A 16,217-nucleotide genomic window follows, 5' to 3' on the forward strand; every position below is an offset into this window, starting at 1 on the left:
CCCGTGCACGGCCTGCCAGCTCTCACGGGCCGTTCCTCGAGCGACCTGTTCGGCAGCGACCATGCGCCGTTTCCGGGCAGGAGGCAACTGCGCAAGCGTAGATCGGTAGACCTGCTCCAGCTTGATGGCTCCAGTCTCGAGGCTGAACCTGGAGCGCACCTCCGACAAGCCGAACTGGCCCAACGCCTCACGTCGCTCATCGTCACGCAGAGAGCTCATGAGCGCCGCCAGATGCTGTATGGGATCCTTCGGGCCCTGTTCGCCGTGGAAGCCCGCGCCGTAGAAATAGCTCACGCTCGCCCGCTCGAAGGTCCGGGCGAAGCCATGCGCGCCGAGAACGATGAGCGGCTTGCCATGTGCCAAAGCTCGCAGCGCCGATCCACCCATGCCCAAGGCGATGTCGGCCGCATCGTAGGCCGGACGCGGATCGTTCATGGAGCCAGTCAGGAGCACGGCTGCCCGCCCGACGCGTTGGTTGACCTCCTCGGCCAACTCCCGGATCTGCTCGAACGCATCGCCGTCCCCCACAATGACGAGCCGCAGACCGGGGTCGCTGATCTCGACCGCGCGGATGGCGTGGCACAGTCCCTCCGCCTTCAGGTGCGCGTCCACCCGACCCACTACGACTACTGCCAGCTCGTCATCGGCGATGTTCCAGGCGTGCCGGAACTCCTTGCCCCGCACAGGATCCGGGGCGTCAGCCGCCAGGTCGACCGGTGGCTCCATCAGCCACACCCGCCCTTCGTGGCGCGGCCCGAGCTCATCGAGAAGGCGCTGGGTGCCGACGATGACCGGCGTGTGCCGGGGGGTGTAGAAGACGTTCTCCATCGTCCAGTTCGTGACCACTGCTGCCCCCGACCGTCGCAAGGCCATCGCGACCGAGGCGACCGGCCCGAGCCACGGCCCGAACACGTGCGTGATATCGGCCCCCGTGGAGTCGGCAACCTTGCGGATCTGACGCGTCCGTGCCATTGTCCCCGACCCCGCAGGCAGCAACACCGGGTTGAAACCACAGCGGGCGGCATATGGCAGCAGCGACACCTTGACGTCCTCGTCGATCGCGAAAACGGACACCTGGTGACCGCGCTGTCGCAGCGTGCGGCCCAGATCCAGGGCGTTGATGGGGCAGCCCCCGAGGGCCAGGCCCTCCAGACCGATCAGCACGCTGAGCGCCCGGCCAGATCCTGGTGCTAGGTCACCGGGGGAGATGACGCTCGCCGCCGCTGAGGTCCGCAGATCTGTCATGACGCCTCCGGCGCCTCGACCGAGCGCCAGCGTGTGGGGACCCAGCGTGGGACGAACCGAGCCGGGATCTGCTGGGTGATCAACGCGCCGGTGAGCGCCAGGTAGACGGCGCCGCCGGCGAGGCCACCGACCAGCAGGCGCAGGATCTCGGGGCCAACGAGGAAGGAGGCAAGCCAGGAAGTCGCACCCGCCAGTACCGCTGCCGACAACGGCCGAAGCACCACCGGGAGCAGGGCTCGTACCCCGGAGCTGGTGGAGCGCCTCACGGCGAGCAGGTAGGCGGGCAGCGCGACCAGACCGATAGTCACGACGTGCGCCCAGGCGACACCCTCGAGTCCCCAGTGCCTCAGTCCGAGCACCATCGTCGGGACGAGGACTACCACCCAGCCAAGCTGGATGAGCAGCAGCCGCATGGTCTGGCCCGTGGCTACGAGAACGTTCACGAACAACAGCGAGAAGGCGTAGACGGCGCCGTAGACGGCGAGCACGGACAGGACCGGAATCGAGTCGATCCACTTGTCCCCGTATATCGTCCGGATGATCGGGTCCGACAGCCCGACGCAGATCGCGGCGATCGGCAGCGAGACGAGCCCGACCAGTTGACCCGCGCGAGTGATCGCCTGACGCAGCTTGGGTGGGTCGCCGCTCACCCTGCCCAGCGCCGGCACGACGACGCTGTTGAGAACCGAACCCAAGACGGAAGTGGACCAGCTCGCGACGTTGAACGCGATCATATAGACGCCCACCTCGGCTGCGCTGACGAGGCGACCCAGAATCAGATAGTCCGCGTTGAGCAGCGTCCAGTTCACGAGGTTGGCGAGGGACAGCGGCAGACCGAACATCAGCAATGGCTTCACCTGGTCCGAGCGCCAACCTGGTAAATAGCGGTGCGACGTGCTGAACCAGAATACGACGCCGCTGGCCAACTGCCCGATGACCCGGGACCAGGCGAAGGCCTCTGCACCGCCGCCATGGAGGGCAAGCACGATGAGGATCGGGTTGGCGGTCACGAACCCGACGATCGCGGCAAGGAAGATGCGTCCTTGGCGGAACTCTCGCACCAACTGCGCCCCTGGCACCGCGAAGAAGCCGGTCAAGGCGACGCAGATCGAGAGGATCCGGATCGGCCCGGCGGCCTCGGGTTGACCAAGCAGCGTTGCCAGGGCGGGAGCGAACGCCGCCATGAGCAACCCCACCCCGGTCCCCACGAGGATGGAGATCGACGCAACAGTAGGTGCAATGTCCTCGGGCTCCGTCGCGGCGCGGGCGACGGCAGATCCCATGCCGAGCTCGGCGAGGCTGGCCACGACGAGGAAGACAGCCAAAGCGATCGCGAAGACCCCGAAGTCTTCTGGTGACAGCAGTCGTGCCAGGACGGCGGTGATGGCGATGCTGGCGAACCGCATGACGATGTTGGCCGCGACCGCCCACATCGCGCCCCGACCGACCTGACCCGCCAGCGATCGACCTGACTCTTCTTCACCCGACCCCGCCTCGATCGAGACGGCTTGCTCCTTGTTGGATCCAGCAGCCACGGCGCTCACCCCAGGGCACCGCGTAGCACGTCGACGACTCGCTCCTGCTGAGCCGACGTGAGGTGCGGGTGCAGCGGAAGTGACAGGATCTGCCCGGCCGCAGCCTCGGCGACCGGATGCGCCCCCACCCCGCCCCCGAGGCCGGCGAAGGCCCGTGTCAGGTGCACGGGCACGGGATAGTGGATGCCCGCACCGATCCCGGCCGCGTGGAGCGCCGCGAGGGCCCGGTCGCGGTCCCGCATGCGGACCACGTAGAGATGCCACACGTGCGCATTGCCGCGTGCCGTGATGGGGGTCCGCACCTCGGGGATGCCGGCCAGCAACTCGTCATACCGGGCGGCCGCCTCCGCCCGCCGGGCGTTCCAGTCCTTCAGGCGCCGCAGCTTCGCGCTCAGCACGACCGCCTGGAGCGTGTCCAGCCGCGAGTTGAACCCGAACGACTCGTGATCGTACTTGCGCTCGCAGCCGTGCGCGCCCATCAGCCGGACCGCCCGCGCAAGGTCGTCGTCGTCCGTCGTGACGGCCCCGGCGTCGCCTGCCGCCCCGAGGTTCTTCCCGGGGTAGAAGCTCGTCGCCGCGACCCGGCCGAAGGCACCGGAGCGCTGGCCCAGACGTTCGGCCCCCTGTGACTGGGCGGCATCCTCGACCACCGTGATCGGCCGGTCGCCGATGACCCGTTCGATCTGCTCGATCTCAGCGACCTGACCGAACAGGGAGACCGGCGCGACCGCACGGGTCCGTGTGCTCAGGGCTTGCTCGAGCTGGGTCGGGTCGAGCAGCAGCGTGTCCGGCCGGACGTCGACGAACACCGGAGCCCCACCGGCCCGGACGACGGCCTCGGCCGTCGCGATGAACGTGTTGGCGGGCACGACCACCTCGGCACCGGGCCCGACACCGACGGCGCGGAAGGCCATCTCGAGCGCGTCCGTGCCGTTGCCGACGCCGATGCAGTGCTTCGTACCGACGAAGGCGGCGTACTCGCTCTCGAAGGCGGACACCTGGGGCCCGCCGATGAAGGCAGTGGTGGCCATGACACCGTCGATGCCCTCGCGCACCTCCGTGGCGATCTCGTCGAACTGGGCACGCAGGTCCACCAACGGGATTGACGTGGTCACGAGCGCTTCTCCTCGAGTGCTGCAGCGGATCGGACCGCGTCGACGACCCGATCCTGGTCGTGCTCGGTCATCTGATGGAAGAGGGGCAGGATCAGGGTGTTGTCCGTGAGCCGTTCGGTGACCGGCAACGAGACCGGCCCCGTCGTGTCGTAGGCGGGCTGGCGATGGGCCGCCATGATGCCCCGTCGGGCGGAGATCTCGCGGGCCGCCAGGTGGGCCAGCAGGCCGTCGCGAGTGAGCCGATAGGGCGGCGCCACCTCGACCCAGAACGACTGGAAGTTCGACGTCCCGTGGTCGGGGTCGTCGATGCACCGCAGCCCCGGTATGCCGCTCAGCGCCTCGCGATACCGCGCAGCCAGCTCGCGCCGGCGAGCCACGATGTCGTCGAGGCGGCCGAGCTGGACCAGTCCCATGGCCGCCTGCAGGTCCGTCATGCGGTAGTTGAACCCGACCTCGGTGTACTCCTCGGCGGGCGGCAGGACGGACTGGTGGCGGTCGGCGGCGCTCACGCTCATGGCGTGCTCGCGCAGGTGCCGCGCCCGGTCGGCCCAGGCGGCACGAGCCGTCGTGATCATCCCGCCCTCGCCGGTCGTGAGGAGCTTGCGCGGGTGGAACGACCAGCAGGCGATATCCGCGCGCGCACCGACCGGGGCACCACGATAGGTCGACCCGGCTCCACAGGCCGCGTCCTCGATCACGACGATCCCAAGGGGGTCACACAGTGCCCTGATCGGGCCAAGGTCGCACGGCACGCCGCCCTGGTCGACGACGATAACGGCTCGGGTCCGCTCCGTGAGCGCGGCCTTGACGGTGTCCGCGGTGACGTTGCCCGTCTCGGGATCGATGTCTGCGAAGACGGGGCGGGCACCGACGTAGGTCGGGGCGTTAGTCGTGGCGATGAAGGAGAAGGATGGGACGACGACGTCGTCGTGGTTGCCGATACCCGCGACGACGAGCGCCAGGTGCAGCGCGGTGGTGCAGCTCGACACGGCTACCGCGTGCTGGGCGTCCATCCGCCGGGCGAAGGCCCGCTCGAACTCGAGGACGCGCGGCCCCTGGGCGACCCACCCGGAGCGGATGGCATCGGCGACGGCTGCGATCTCCTCCTCGCCGAGCCAGGGCTGCATGACGTTGATCCGACTCATACCGTGGCCCTCCGTCCGGCCGCGACGGCTTCGCGCTGAGGTCGCCACCAGTCGACGAGCTCTCGCAGGCCGGTGTCGAGGTCTGTCGTGGCGTGCCAGCCGAGGTCGCGCTCGGCGGCCGTGACGTCCGCCAGCCGCCGCGTGACGCCGTTGACCGCACGTTCCGGGCCGTGCTCGACGCCGAGGTCGGAGTCCATCGCCGACAACAGTGCCTCAGCCAGCCCGAGCAGTGAGGTCTCGGTGCCGCTCGCGATGTTGTAGACGCCTTCGTGCACGTCGGAGAGCGCCGCGAGGATGTTGGCCCGGGCGATGTCGACGGTATAGACGAAGTCCATGGTCTGTGCGCCGTCGCCGAAGATCAGCGGCGGCAGCCCGTCGGCGATCCGCTCCATCCACCGGACGAGGACCTCGGTGTACAGCCCGTGGACATCCATCCGGGGGCCGTAGACGTTGAAATATCGCAACGCCACGTAGTCGAGGCCCTTCATCGCGCGGAAGCTGCGCGCCATACCCTCGTTGAAGGACTTGGCCGCCCCGTAGAACGTGTCGTTGTTGTGGTGGTGGTGCCGCTCGTCCGTCGGGAACGTCTCGGCCAGACCATAGACCGAGGCGGACGAGGCCACGACGAGCTTGTCGACGTGGTGTTCCCCGGCCGCCTCGAGCACGTTGAACGTGCCGTCGACGAGCACCTCGAGGGCGAGCCGGGGCTCCTCCGCGCACTGGGTGATGCGGATGGCCGCCTGGTGGAAGACGATGTCGGCAGAGCGGGTCAGGTCGTGGACGAGGTCGCGGTCCCGGACGTCGCCCTCGACAAGGGCCACGTCTCCACGGGAGAAGGCCTCGGCCAGGTTCTCCCGGCGGCCCCGTACGAGGTTGTCGAGTACGTCGACGTGGGCGGCGCCCGCGTCGAGCAGCTGGTCGACGATGGTCGAGCCGATCGTCCCGGCGCCGCCGGTGACGAGCACACGGGCTCCGTTCAGCGTGCTCATGCCAGTGCCTCCGTCTCAAGCAAGTCTGTGATACCCACCTCGACCATCCGCCCGCCGTCCTTGAGGCTGCGGGTCGACGCCTCGAGGACGTCGAGGACGCGCAGGCCTCCCTGCCCGTCGGTACGAGCCGGACGTCCCTCTCGGATCGCGGCAGCGAACTCGCCCACCATGCTGCCGAGCGCCTCCACCTCTGGCAGCGACGGGGCGTACATGTCCCCAAGCCGGTAGGAGATGCCGGCCGCGCGCCGGTCCGACAGGTCCTCGGTGCGCGAACTGAGGTCGAGGTCGACCCCCCGGTCGTAGACGCTGAGCCGCTGCTGCGGGTTCAGGTCGTCCCAGACGAGCGTCCGCCGGCTCCCCCCGACGACCATCTGACGGATCTTCGTCGGGCTGAGCCAGTTGACATGGACGTGCGCCATCGCGCCACCGGGAAGGGGCATGGTCAGGTAGCCGATGCAGGCCCGCCCTGCCCCGATCGGGTCGGCACCGTGCGCGGCGACTCCCTCGGGCATCAGCCCGCCCGGCAGGATGAAGTCGAGGATGGACAGGTCGTGCGGAGCCAGGTCCCAGAGGACGTCGACGTCCGGCTGCACGAGCCCGAGGTTGATCCGCACCGAGTCGACGAAGAGGACCTCACCGAGCTCGCCCGACTGGACGATGTCGCGGATCCGCTGGACCACCGGCGTATAGCAGTAGGTGTGGTCGCACATGAGGACGAGGTCTCGGTCCGCGGCGAGACGCACCATCTCGCGGGCCTCCCCGCTCGATGCCGCGAGCGGCTTCTCGACGAGCACGTGCCGACCGGACTCGAGCGCGGCAAGAGCCAGCCGATGGTGCGTGTTGGCTGGTGTGGCGATCGCCACGGCATCGATGTCGTCGCGGGCGAGCAGGCGCCGGACGTCTGTCTCGATGTCGACCCGAGCATCGCCGACGACCTTGCGCGCCCGCGACTCGTCGAGATCACAGACCGCGGCGAGCTCCCACTCTGCGCTTCCCCTGAAGTTGCGGACCAGGTTGGGGCCCCAGTAGCCCGCGCCGATCACCGCTGCACGCAGCGTCATACCTTCAAACCCCCCAGTAAGTCAGGCCATCAACAGATTCGCGGCTTCAGCCGCGTTCGGTGCCCCCTACAGGACATGGAACCCCAAACTGACGCTCTTCGTGGCAGAACTGACAAATCCGTTGTCTGAAGTGGTCGCGCGGAACCTTCAGCTTTCATGGCGCAGTCGGCGTCGCCGACGTGCTGGCGGTGCCGCTCGGGGTTGCCGTCGTAGCCGTCCCGGTCGGCGTCGCCGACGTCGTAGCCGTGCCGGTCGGGGTTGCCGACGTGGTGGCCGTCCCGGTGGGTGTCGCGGATGCTCCGCTGCCCGTCGTGAAGATCGGATCGACGAAGTAGCTGCTGTCGTACGTGTGCGAGGGGAAGCCGCCGCCGTAGGCGTACCGACCACCGGCCGCGAGGGTGTGCAGGGGCGCACGGTCGATCGCTGTCGCCAGCCCCGATGCCGTGACCGAGTAGTTCCCGTCGTTGGCCAGGTAGGACACGACATAGGTGGCCCCGGCCGTGACCGACACGGGCTGGTCGAACATGACGCTCTGCCAGCCCTGGGTCGTCTCCTCGGTGGAGGTGGCCGTGGCCAGGCGGGTCCCGCTGGAGTCCCACAGGCTCACGGTGTGCGGCCCGGTGTTCGCCGCGCCCTTGTAGAAGCGCACGCCTGTGAGGGAACCCGCGGTGTCGGTAGTGAAGGCCGTGCCGACCTCGACCTTGGAGTCAGGCTCCGAGAGGACATCGGGGGTCGTCGCGTCCGTCCAGATGCCGCACGGGCAGACGCCCGGAACCGGGTCGGGCTGAGCCGTGGTGAACGTCCACGTCTTCGCCTGCGACATCGCGTTGCCGGTAGGGTCGGTCGCGGTGATGCTCGCCGTGTACTTCTTGCCACGCGCGAGGTCTGCGGACGGAGTGAAGGTGGCCGTCTTCGTCGACGCGGTGTAGGCCGTCGTCCCCGCCACGGACGTCCCACCGGAGTCCTTCAGGGTGAAGGAGATCGAGCTGTCCTTCACGGCCTCGTCGAACGTCGCGCTGACCGGGTTCGTCGCCGACTGGCTGGAGGATCCGGCCAGCGGGGTCGTCGACGTCACCGACGGCGCCGTGTGGTCCGCTGGAGAACCCGTCTGGAAGATCGGGTCGACCCAGTAGTTCGTCGAACCGAAGGTGTCATTCGGGAAGCCCCCGGACGAGCCGTACTTGTACAGCCCGTTCGTCAGAGAGGCGGTGAGGGGGCCGTTCTGCCATGCCTTGTCGAAGAAGCCGCTGTTGACCGCATAGTGCCCCTGCGGCGCGAAGTACGAGGCGACATACGTCGTGCCTGCGCTGACCGCAACCGCCTGACCGAAGGTCAGGGTCTGCCAGCCCGAGGCGGTCTCGCCGGAGAACGTCCCGGTCGCCAGCCTGGTCCCGGTCGCGCTCCACAGGCTGCCCGTGTGCGTGCCGGTGTTGAGCGCAGACTTGTAGAAGCGCACCCCGGTGATCTGGCCGTCGGAGGTCGGCGTGAAGGAGACGCCCAGCTCGACCGCGTCCGGGTCGCCGCTGTCGGCCACGGACGGGGTCGCCGTGCTCTCGAAGAGGGTGCACGGACATGCGTCGATGCCTGCGGTGGTGAAGGACCAGGTGTACGGGTCCATGAGCAGGCCGGACAGCGCCGTGGCACCGCTCACCGTCGCCTGGTAGGTCGTCGAAGCAGCCAAGGCGGTGGTTGGCGTGAACGTGAACGTCCGCGTCGTGGCGTCATACTTCAGGGCGCCCGGCACCTGTGTGCCGTCCGGGCCCTTGACGACCATCGTGCCCGTGCCCTGCTTGACCGTCGCCTGGAAGGTGCTCGTCACCGTACTGTTCACGTTGACGTTCGTCGCCGAGGTCCCGGGTGTGGTCGCTGCGACCACTGGAGCGGCGTCGGTGGCGTTGAACACCACGTCGACCCAGTAGTTGGTCGACGACGGCTCCGTCGGGGCGCCCGTGCCGTACGTGTAGACGCCTCCGCCTGCGATGGTGTGCAGGGGCGGGGAGTCCACGGCACTGGTCAACCCGCTCGCGGTGGTGGAGTACCCGCCGGAAGGTGCCCGGTAGGACACGGTGTAGACCGCGCCTGCGGTGATGTTGACCGGTGAGCTGAAGTAGGCCGTCTGCCACCCACTGGCCGACTCGCCGGCGAAGTTCACGGAGGCGAGCAGGATGCCCGTCGCGGTCCACAGGGAGCCGGTGTGGGTCCCGAGGTTCTGCGGGCCCTTGTAGAAGCGGACCGCAGCGACCTGACCGTCGACGTCCGCCTTGAACTTGACGCCGAGCTCCACGCTGGCCGTGTCGGTCTCACTGGCGACCTGCGGGGCGTCGGAGTCGGACCAGATCGAGCACGGGCAGACTCCCGGCTGGGGATCCGTCTGTGCCGTCGTGAACGACCAGGTGTAAGGCGTCGCCATCGGCACGCCCGCGGCGCTCGAGGCACTGACGGTGGCCGTGTAGCTGGCGCTGTGCTCCAGCACCGTTGTCGGCGTGAAGGTCGCCGTGCGCGTCGAGCTGTTGAACGCGACCGTGCCGGGCACTGCCGCGCCGTCCGAGTCCTTGAGCACGAGGCTCAGGCTCGACTGGTCGATCGTCGCAGCGAAGACCGCCTTGGGCGTCGCCGTGGACGGCACGGACGAGGCGCCGGGCAGCGGCGAGACCTGGGTCACGGTCGGTGGCGTCGTGTCGTCCTTGGTGTAGGTCACGTCCACCCAGTAGTTCGTGTCGCCGTACGAGCTGCTCGGGAAGGCATGCCCGGTGGCGTAAACGCCGTTGGCGACGCCGGACGGCTGGCCGGGAGCCTTGAGCGGCGGAGACTTCACGTCAGCAGCGCTGAAGTAGCCGGCGTCGGCGGCATAGTGCCCGTTCGGGGCGTAGTAGGAGGCGACATACGTGGTGCCGGCCGTGACCGCGACCGATGACGCGAAGGTGACCGACTGCCACCCGGAGGCGGTCTCGTTGCTGAAGGTGGCGGTCGCCAGAGCCTGCCCGCCGCTGGACCACAGGGTGCCGGTGTGGGTGCCGGTGTTGCCCGTGCCCTTGTAGAACCGGATGCCGCCGATGAACCCGTCGGCGTCCGCAGTGAACTTGACGCCGAGCTCGACCGCCGACGAGTCGTCCGCGGCGGAGACCTGCGGCACTGCCTCGCCGAAGAGCGAGCACGGGCAGACGATCGTGGTCGCCACCGACACCGACGCGGACAGGTTCGCGCTGTCGTCGGTCGCGCGCACCTTGATCGAGGACGCGCCGACCCCGTGGACGACGCTGGTGTACGACCAGGAGGCCGTCCCCGTTGCCCGGTGGTAGGTCGCCCCACCGTCGAGGGAGACCTCGACGGAGGTGACGACGCCGCCCCCGGCGTCGCTCGCCGTCCCCGTGACGGTGACCTGCGACCCGTTCTGGACGGTGGTCCCGGCAGTCGGCGCGGTGATGTGCACGGTCGGCGCCTGCGTGTCGGTGCTCTTGGCCGGCATGACGAGGCCGGACATGAGGGTGGTCGGCAGGACGCCCATGTCGGCGAGCATGTTGAGCGTCGCCTGCTGGATCCGGCTGTCCGGCGGGTTGGAGTTGTCGCCGTCGTGGTACTGGTCGAGAGCCCAGCCCCACTGGACGGTGCCCGCGCCGAAGACCAGCGCACCGCTCGCGGCCCGGTAGAGGGTCAGGCTGTGGGTCGTGGTGCCCGGCTGGACCTGGGTCCCGGCCGGGTTCTGGACGAGCTGAGGAGTCGGCCCGGTGGTGGTGGACAGGCGCATGAGCCCTGCCGGCCGCGCCCCGTTGTCGAGGTCCTCGTCGGACTCGTAGCCGACCGTGTGTGGCGCGAGCTCGGCCGAGCCGCCCGCGGGCAGGCTGGCCAGCGACGTCCCGCGCCAGAGCCGGGACTTCCCCTCGGCGGCGGACACGGTGATGGGGAGGTCGGTGAAGTTGGACATGTAGATCGTGCCGGTGAGCGAGTTCTCCGGGTTCGACCCGTTCGGGTAGGGCTGGCTGGGGTCGCGCCACGTGCTCGACCCCTCGGCAGCAGGGTCGATCTTGGTCGGCTCCCAGCTGTCCTTGTAGCAGACCAAGGTGCGGTTCGGCGTGCTCGTGCCGTCGATGCTCGGCGCGAGCCGGGTGTGCCAGTACACCTCGTTGCCGGACAGGAACATCATGTTGACCCCCGCGTCGCGAGCGGCCTCGACATGCCGCCGCTCGGGCAGCGTCCAGTACTCGTCGTGCCCGACCGACATGAAGACCTTGTGGTTCGTCAGGGTCGTCGTGCCGGTGCTGACATCAGTGTCGGTCGTGTAGCTGACGTCGACCCCGTTGCGCTCGAGGAACCGCAGCGTGGGGTACTCGTTGCTGAAGAGGAAGTCGCGCCCGTTCTGCCAGCCACGGGTGGCGAAGGGCCGGTTGTAGCTGATCTTGTAGGCCCGCGCCTGCGAGGTGCCCAGCGGGTTGGGCGAGACATAGAAGTCTGACCCGCCGTACGTGTTGTAGGCCTGCCAGGTCGCGTCCGAGGTCTTGAAGACGACGTCGGAGTGGCTCGAGTCGTCACGGACGATGAAGGTGATCTGGCTCCACGCGTTTCCCTGGTTGAGGGTCGCGATGTAGACGCCCGAGACCGCGGTCGACGGGACCGTCCACTGGGCCGACTGGGACCAGTTGCCGCAGTCGAAGTTGTTCGTCGAGGGGTCGGTGATGCAGGCCGGTTGGCTCTTCGGGCTGCTCACCGTGATAGTCGAGGCCTGGCGCCGGGCACCCTTCCCCCCGTAGTAACCGAGGCGGTAGATGTTGATGTTGTACGAGGCGTTCGTCTCGGCCTTGATCTTGAACCCGATCGTGCCACCGGGCGTCACCGAGATCGACGTGGCGAAGCCCTGGATGGAGTCGTCTCCGGAGTTGCCGTTCGACAGGTCCCACTCGGACGGGTCGTTGCCCGGCTTGCTGTTCTCGCACACGATCGCGTTGCCGCTGGCACACGGATCTGCCGCGTGTGCCGGTGGTACCGCCACCAAACCGGTGAGAATGAGCGCCCCCGCCCCCACTCCGACCGTGAACCTCTGCCGCCAAGACCGCATGACTGCACGCATCGTCACTCTCCACACCCCTCGGAGGGACCCACCCAGATCCCTTCGACTGTCAATGTAGAGCCGGCGAGCACCCAGCCGCTCAAGAACGACGAGAGTTCACAGCACAAGCCCAGCCAGAGCCGGACATTTCAGGGCGCATGGAACCGTTGCTGGCTGTCAACCAGCCCGACCGCCACCAGCGACTCCACGGCATCCGCTGCGTCGCCGACGACCAACGGCAGCTCCTTGCGCTCGGCCGCCGAGAAGTCGCGCAGCACGTAGTCGGCGGCGTCCATCCGCCCCGGGGGGCGGCCGATCCCGACCCGCACCCGCAGATAGTCCTTGGTGCCCAAGGACTTGCTGACCGAGCGCAGCCCGTTGTGGCCACCCTCTCCCCCGCCACGCTTGAGCCGAATCGTCCCGGCGGGGATGTCGAGCTCGTCGTGCACCACGATCAGCCGCCCGAGGTCGACGGAGTAGAACCTGAGCAGCGCCGAAACCGGCCCGCCCGACTCGTTCATGTAGCTGCTCGGCACCGCGACGACGGCTCGCTGCCCTTGTGGCGACTGCTGCACGCCACCGGACGCAACGCCGAGCCGCAGCTCGCACACCGACGCCCGCGTCTTGTGCGCCTTGAGCGACCCGCCGCCGTGCCGCGCGACGAGCTCCGCCGCGACCATGGCGCCGACATTGTGCCGGTTGCCCGCGTACCTGGGGCCGGGATTGCCCAGTCCGACCACGAGCCACGTCTCCACGGGCATCAGTATGCCGCCCACCCGGACAGGGCGAGGGGGCCCGGCACGTGCCGGGCCCCCTCACAGACCGCTCGATGTCAGCCCTCGCCGGCGTCCGCAGCCGACACGGCCTCGGCCGCCGCCGCCTCGCCCTCGGCCCCCTCTGCCTCGGCGCCCTCGGCCTCCAGCTCCTCGGCGGCGGCCTGGGCAGTCACGTTGACGACGAGCCACTCCGGGTCGGTGAGCAGCTCGGCACCCTCCGGCAGCTCGACGGCCCCGGCGAGCACCTGCGAGCCGGCCGGATAGCCCTCGACGGACACGACGACCCGCTCGGGGATGTGCATCGCGTCGACGGCGAGCTCGAGGCTCTGCAGGTCGAGGTTGACGAGGGTGTCGGGGGCGGCCTCACCCTCGACGTGGACGGCGACCTCGACGTTGACCTTCTCACCGCGGCGCACGACGACGAGGTCGACGTGCTCGATGATCGGCTTGATCGGGTCACGCTGGACGTCCTTGGCCAGGACGAGCGTCTCCTTGCCGTCGAGGTCGACGGTCAGCACGGCGTTCGTGGTCTTGAGGGCCATCATCGTCGCGTGGCCGGGCAGGGCGACGTGGATCGGGTCGGTCCCGTGGCCGTAGATGACGGCGGGGATCTGGTGCTCGCGGCGCAGCTTGCGGGCGGCGCCCTTGCCGAACTGCGTGCGCGGCTGGGCGGTCAGCTTGATCTCGGGCATGAGGGCGTGTCTCTCTCGTCGTGACGGGTGTGGCGGTGGGCCTCGACGTGGGACGCGGCGCGGAGACACCGTGGACCGGCCCTGGGGGCGACCACCGCGTCGATCACGGACGGGCCACCGTGCACCGTCCCTCGCCGAGGCAACAGGGCCGATCGTACCTGCCCCGTGCGAAGTGCACGAAATCGCCCACGGGGACTGAGCGGCATACGTATCCTGTCCAAATCGGGCGCAACGCACGCCGGGGGAGTGGCGCGCGGCACCGGGAAGGGGAACCGTGTATCTCGCTGACCGCAGCAAGCCGGCCGTCAAGGACTCGCCACGCCGCGGGGCTCGACGACGGGTCGCCTCGACCGTCGTCGCGCTCGGCACGGTCAGCCTGCTGACCGACATCTCGTCGGAGTCGCTGAGCGCGGTGCTGCCGCTCTACCTGACGGTCGTGCTCGGGCTGTCACCGCTTGCCTACGGCGTCGTCGACGGCATCTACCAGGGTGCGAGCGCCCTGGTGCGGATCCTCGGTGGCTGGCTCTCCGACCGCACGGACCGGCCCAAGTGGGTTGCCTTCATCGGCTATGCCCTGTCCGCGGCGACGAAGCTGGTCCTGATCCCAGCTCACGGTTTCGCCGCGATCTCGGCGATCGTCTCGGTCGACCGCCTCGGCAAGGGCCTGCGCACCGCGCCACGCGACGCCCTCATCGCCACCGCGAGCGACGAGGCCACCTTGGGCCGGTCCTTCGGCATCCACCGGGCGCTCGACACCGTCGGCGCGGCCATCGGACCGCTGCTCGCCTTCGGGATCCTCTGGGTCGTGCCGGGCGACTACAGGTCGGTCTTCGTCGCCTCCTTCGCGGCAGCGCTCGTCGGCCTGGTCGTGCTCGGGCTCCTCGTGCCGGACCTACGCCCGCGCCGCGACAGCGCCCGCGCCGCAGGCCAAGGCAGCGACCCGGATGCCGCTGTGTCCTCTGTGTCCTCGGCGTCGCCTGTGCCGGCTCCCGCCCCGAGCGTCCCCAAGCCGTCTCTGCGCCTCATGCTGCGCAGCCCCGGGCTGCGTCGCCTCGTCGTGGCGGCCGCCATCCTCGGGGTGCTGACCGTCAGCGACGGGTTCCTCTACCTCTCGCTGCAGCAGCGGGACTCCTTTGCGGCGCAGTACTTCCCGCTGTTGTTCGTCGGGACGAACATCGCCTACTTCAGCCTCGCCGTGCCCCTCGGGCACCTGTCCGACCGAGTCGGGCGACCGCATGTGCTCGTGCTCGGCCACGTGCTGCTCGTCGCCGCCTACCTCTGCGCGGCCGGTCCCGCCGGCGGGCTCGGGACGACCATCCTGTGCCTGCTCTTCCTCGGCGCGTTCTACGCCGCAACGGACGGCGTGCTCGCGGCACTGACCTCGACGCTGGTACCGACAGCGTCGCGGGCCGTCGGGATCGCGACGACGCAGACGGTCGTCGCGATCTCGCGGTTCGCCTCCTCGCTGCTCTTCGGGCTGCTCTGGGTGCGCGTCGGCCGGGCTCCGGCCGTCTGGGTCTTCGCCGTCACCCTGTTCGTCGCCGTGCCCGTAGCATGGGCTCTCGTGCGCAACCTTCGCCCCGCTGTGCAGGCCTGACGACGTGGAGTCGACACGGTCTCGGCTCATCGCCGTGGCGGTCGTCGCTGCCCTCCTCATCGCCGGCACCGTGCTGTGGATCGCCCGGAGCCGGTCGACCCAGCTCGCCGAGATCGCCACGGCACCGACCCAGGCGACCGCCCCGCTCACCCAGGTCGAGTCCGGGCCGCGGATCATCTTCCGCAACACCGCGCTCGGCCCTGACTACGGGCGCGTTTCGATGGTGCCGCTCGGCGACCCCGGTGGCGGCCGGGCCTTCACCGACCTGCGCTGCGACCGCGTCTTCGGCACCACCGGCGAGACGCTCTGCCTCGCCTCCGACCGGGGCGTCGTGACGACCTACACGGCCAAGGTCTACGACAACGCCGACGGCAGGTCGCGCCAGATCCCGCTGACCGGTAGCCCGAGCCGGGCCCGCCTCTCGGCGGACGGACGATACTCCGCGACGACGAGCTTCGTGGCCGGCGACTCCTACGCCCAGACCGGGTTCTCCACGCGCACGGTCGTCACCGACCTGAAGACCGGCAAGAGCAGCAACCTCGAGGACTTCACCCTCATCCACGACGGCCGCAAGATCACCCCGATCGACCGCAACTACTGGGGGGTGACCTTCTCGCGCGACGACAACACCTTCTATGTCACCGTCGCTTTCGGAGGGCTCACCCACCTGGCAACCGGCACCCTCTCGTCGCGGACCGTGCACACCATGCGGACCGACGCCGAGTGCCCCTCGCTGTCGCCCGACGAGACCCGGGTCGCCTACAAGAAGCGGGGCGACCGCAGCCCGGGCGACTGGCGTCTCGTCGTGCTCGACCTCAAGACCGGCAAGGAGACCCAGCTCGCCGAGCGGCACAGCGTCGACGACCAGGTCGAGTGGCTCGACAACGAGCACATCCTCTACGGCCTGCCGGGCCAGGGCAGCGAGGCCGCGCAGACGAACGTCTGGGTGGTCAACGCCGATGGGACCGGGACCCCGACGATGCTGATCCCCAAGGCATGGTCGCCGGCGGTCATCCGCTGA

11 protein-coding genes are annotated in these 16,217 nt (G+C 69.3%); 2 read left to right on the forward strand and 9 right to left on the reverse strand.

Annotated features, from left to right (window positions below; all coding sequences use genetic code 11):
• The 9 genes from L0H79_RS13550 to L0H79_RS13590 all read right to left on the reverse strand — a co-directional run.
• On the reverse strand, nucleotides 1-1,245 hold a 1,245-nt coding region (locus tag L0H79_RS13550; RefSeq protein WP_301485150.1), incomplete at its 3' end, for a glycosyltransferase family 4 protein.
• The gene (locus L0H79_RS13555; RefSeq protein WP_301485151.1) at nucleotides 1,242-2,780 is read right to left on the reverse strand and encodes a lipopolysaccharide biosynthesis protein; all 1,539 of its coding nucleotides are present in this window, start codon (nucleotides 2,778-2,780) and stop codon (nucleotides 1,242-1,244) included. The genes L0H79_RS13550 and L0H79_RS13555, both read right to left, overlap by 4 nt.
• A 5-nt stretch (nucleotides 2,781-2,785) precedes the next feature.
• Nucleotides 2,786-3,895: a DegT/DnrJ/EryC1/StrS aminotransferase family protein gene (locus L0H79_RS13560; protein ID WP_301485152.1), complete on the reverse strand. Its 1,110-nt coding sequence runs from the start codon at nucleotides 3,893-3,895 to the stop codon at nucleotides 2,786-2,788.
• Complete coding sequence (locus L0H79_RS13565; RefSeq protein ID WP_301485153.1) at nucleotides 3,892-5,040, reverse strand: DegT/DnrJ/EryC1/StrS aminotransferase family protein; 1,149 nt, start codon at nucleotides 5,038-5,040, stop codon at nucleotides 3,892-3,894. The genes L0H79_RS13560 and L0H79_RS13565 overlap by 4 nt, the downstream gene beginning before the upstream one ends.
• A complete protein-coding gene (locus tag L0H79_RS13570; protein WP_301485154.1) occupies nucleotides 5,037-6,029 on the reverse strand; it encodes an NAD-dependent epimerase/dehydratase family protein in 993 nt (330 codons plus the stop codon). Before L0H79_RS13570 ends, L0H79_RS13565 begins: the two co-directional genes overlap by 4 nt.
• Complete coding sequence (locus tag L0H79_RS13575) at nucleotides 6,026-7,090, reverse strand: Gfo/Idh/MocA family protein (RefSeq protein ID WP_301485155.1); 1,065 nt, start codon at nucleotides 7,088-7,090, stop codon at nucleotides 6,026-6,028. Before L0H79_RS13575 ends, L0H79_RS13570 begins: the two co-directional genes overlap by 4 nt.
• A gap of 154 nt (nucleotides 7,091-7,244) precedes the next feature.
• Nucleotides 7,245-12,152: a DUF4082 domain-containing protein gene (locus L0H79_RS13580; RefSeq protein ID WP_301485156.1), complete on the reverse strand. Its 4,908-nt coding sequence runs from the start codon at nucleotides 12,150-12,152 to the stop codon at nucleotides 7,245-7,247.
• A gap of 128 nt (nucleotides 12,153-12,280) precedes the next feature.
• Nucleotides 12,281-12,892 carry an aminoacyl-tRNA hydrolase gene (gene pth / locus L0H79_RS13585; RefSeq protein ID WP_301485157.1) on the reverse strand — a complete coding sequence of 204 codons (612 nt, stop codon included), beginning with the start codon at nucleotides 12,890-12,892 and terminating at the stop codon, nucleotides 12,281-12,283.
• A gap of 71 nt (nucleotides 12,893-12,963) precedes the next feature.
• On the reverse strand, nucleotides 12,964-13,599 hold the full coding sequence (locus L0H79_RS13590) for a 50S ribosomal protein L25/general stress protein Ctc (RefSeq protein ID WP_301485158.1): 636 nt from the start codon (nucleotides 13,597-13,599) through the stop codon (nucleotides 12,964-12,966).
• A 274-nt stretch (nucleotides 13,600-13,873) separates the two neighbouring features.
• On the opposite strand from L0H79_RS13590, the gene L0H79_RS13595 reads away from it, so the two are divergent.
• Together L0H79_RS13595 and L0H79_RS13600 are read left to right on the forward strand one after the other, a co-directional pair.
• The gene (locus tag L0H79_RS13595; protein ID WP_301485159.1) at nucleotides 13,874-15,196 is read left to right on the forward strand and encodes an MFS transporter; all 1,323 of its coding nucleotides are present in this window, start codon (nucleotides 13,874-13,876) and stop codon (nucleotides 15,194-15,196) included.
• A 4-nt stretch (nucleotides 15,197-15,200) separates the two neighbouring features.
• Nucleotides 15,201-16,217 (forward strand): hypothetical protein, encoded by a 1,017-nt coding sequence (locus L0H79_RS13600; RefSeq protein WP_301485160.1) that lies wholly within the window; start codon nucleotides 15,201-15,203, stop codon nucleotides 16,215-16,217.

The sequence above is a fragment of the Intrasporangium sp. genome (genome assembly GCF_030452765.1).
In the GTDB taxonomy this organism is placed as follows: domain Bacteria; phylum Actinomycetota; class Actinomycetes; order Actinomycetales; family Dermatophilaceae; genus Intrasporangium_A.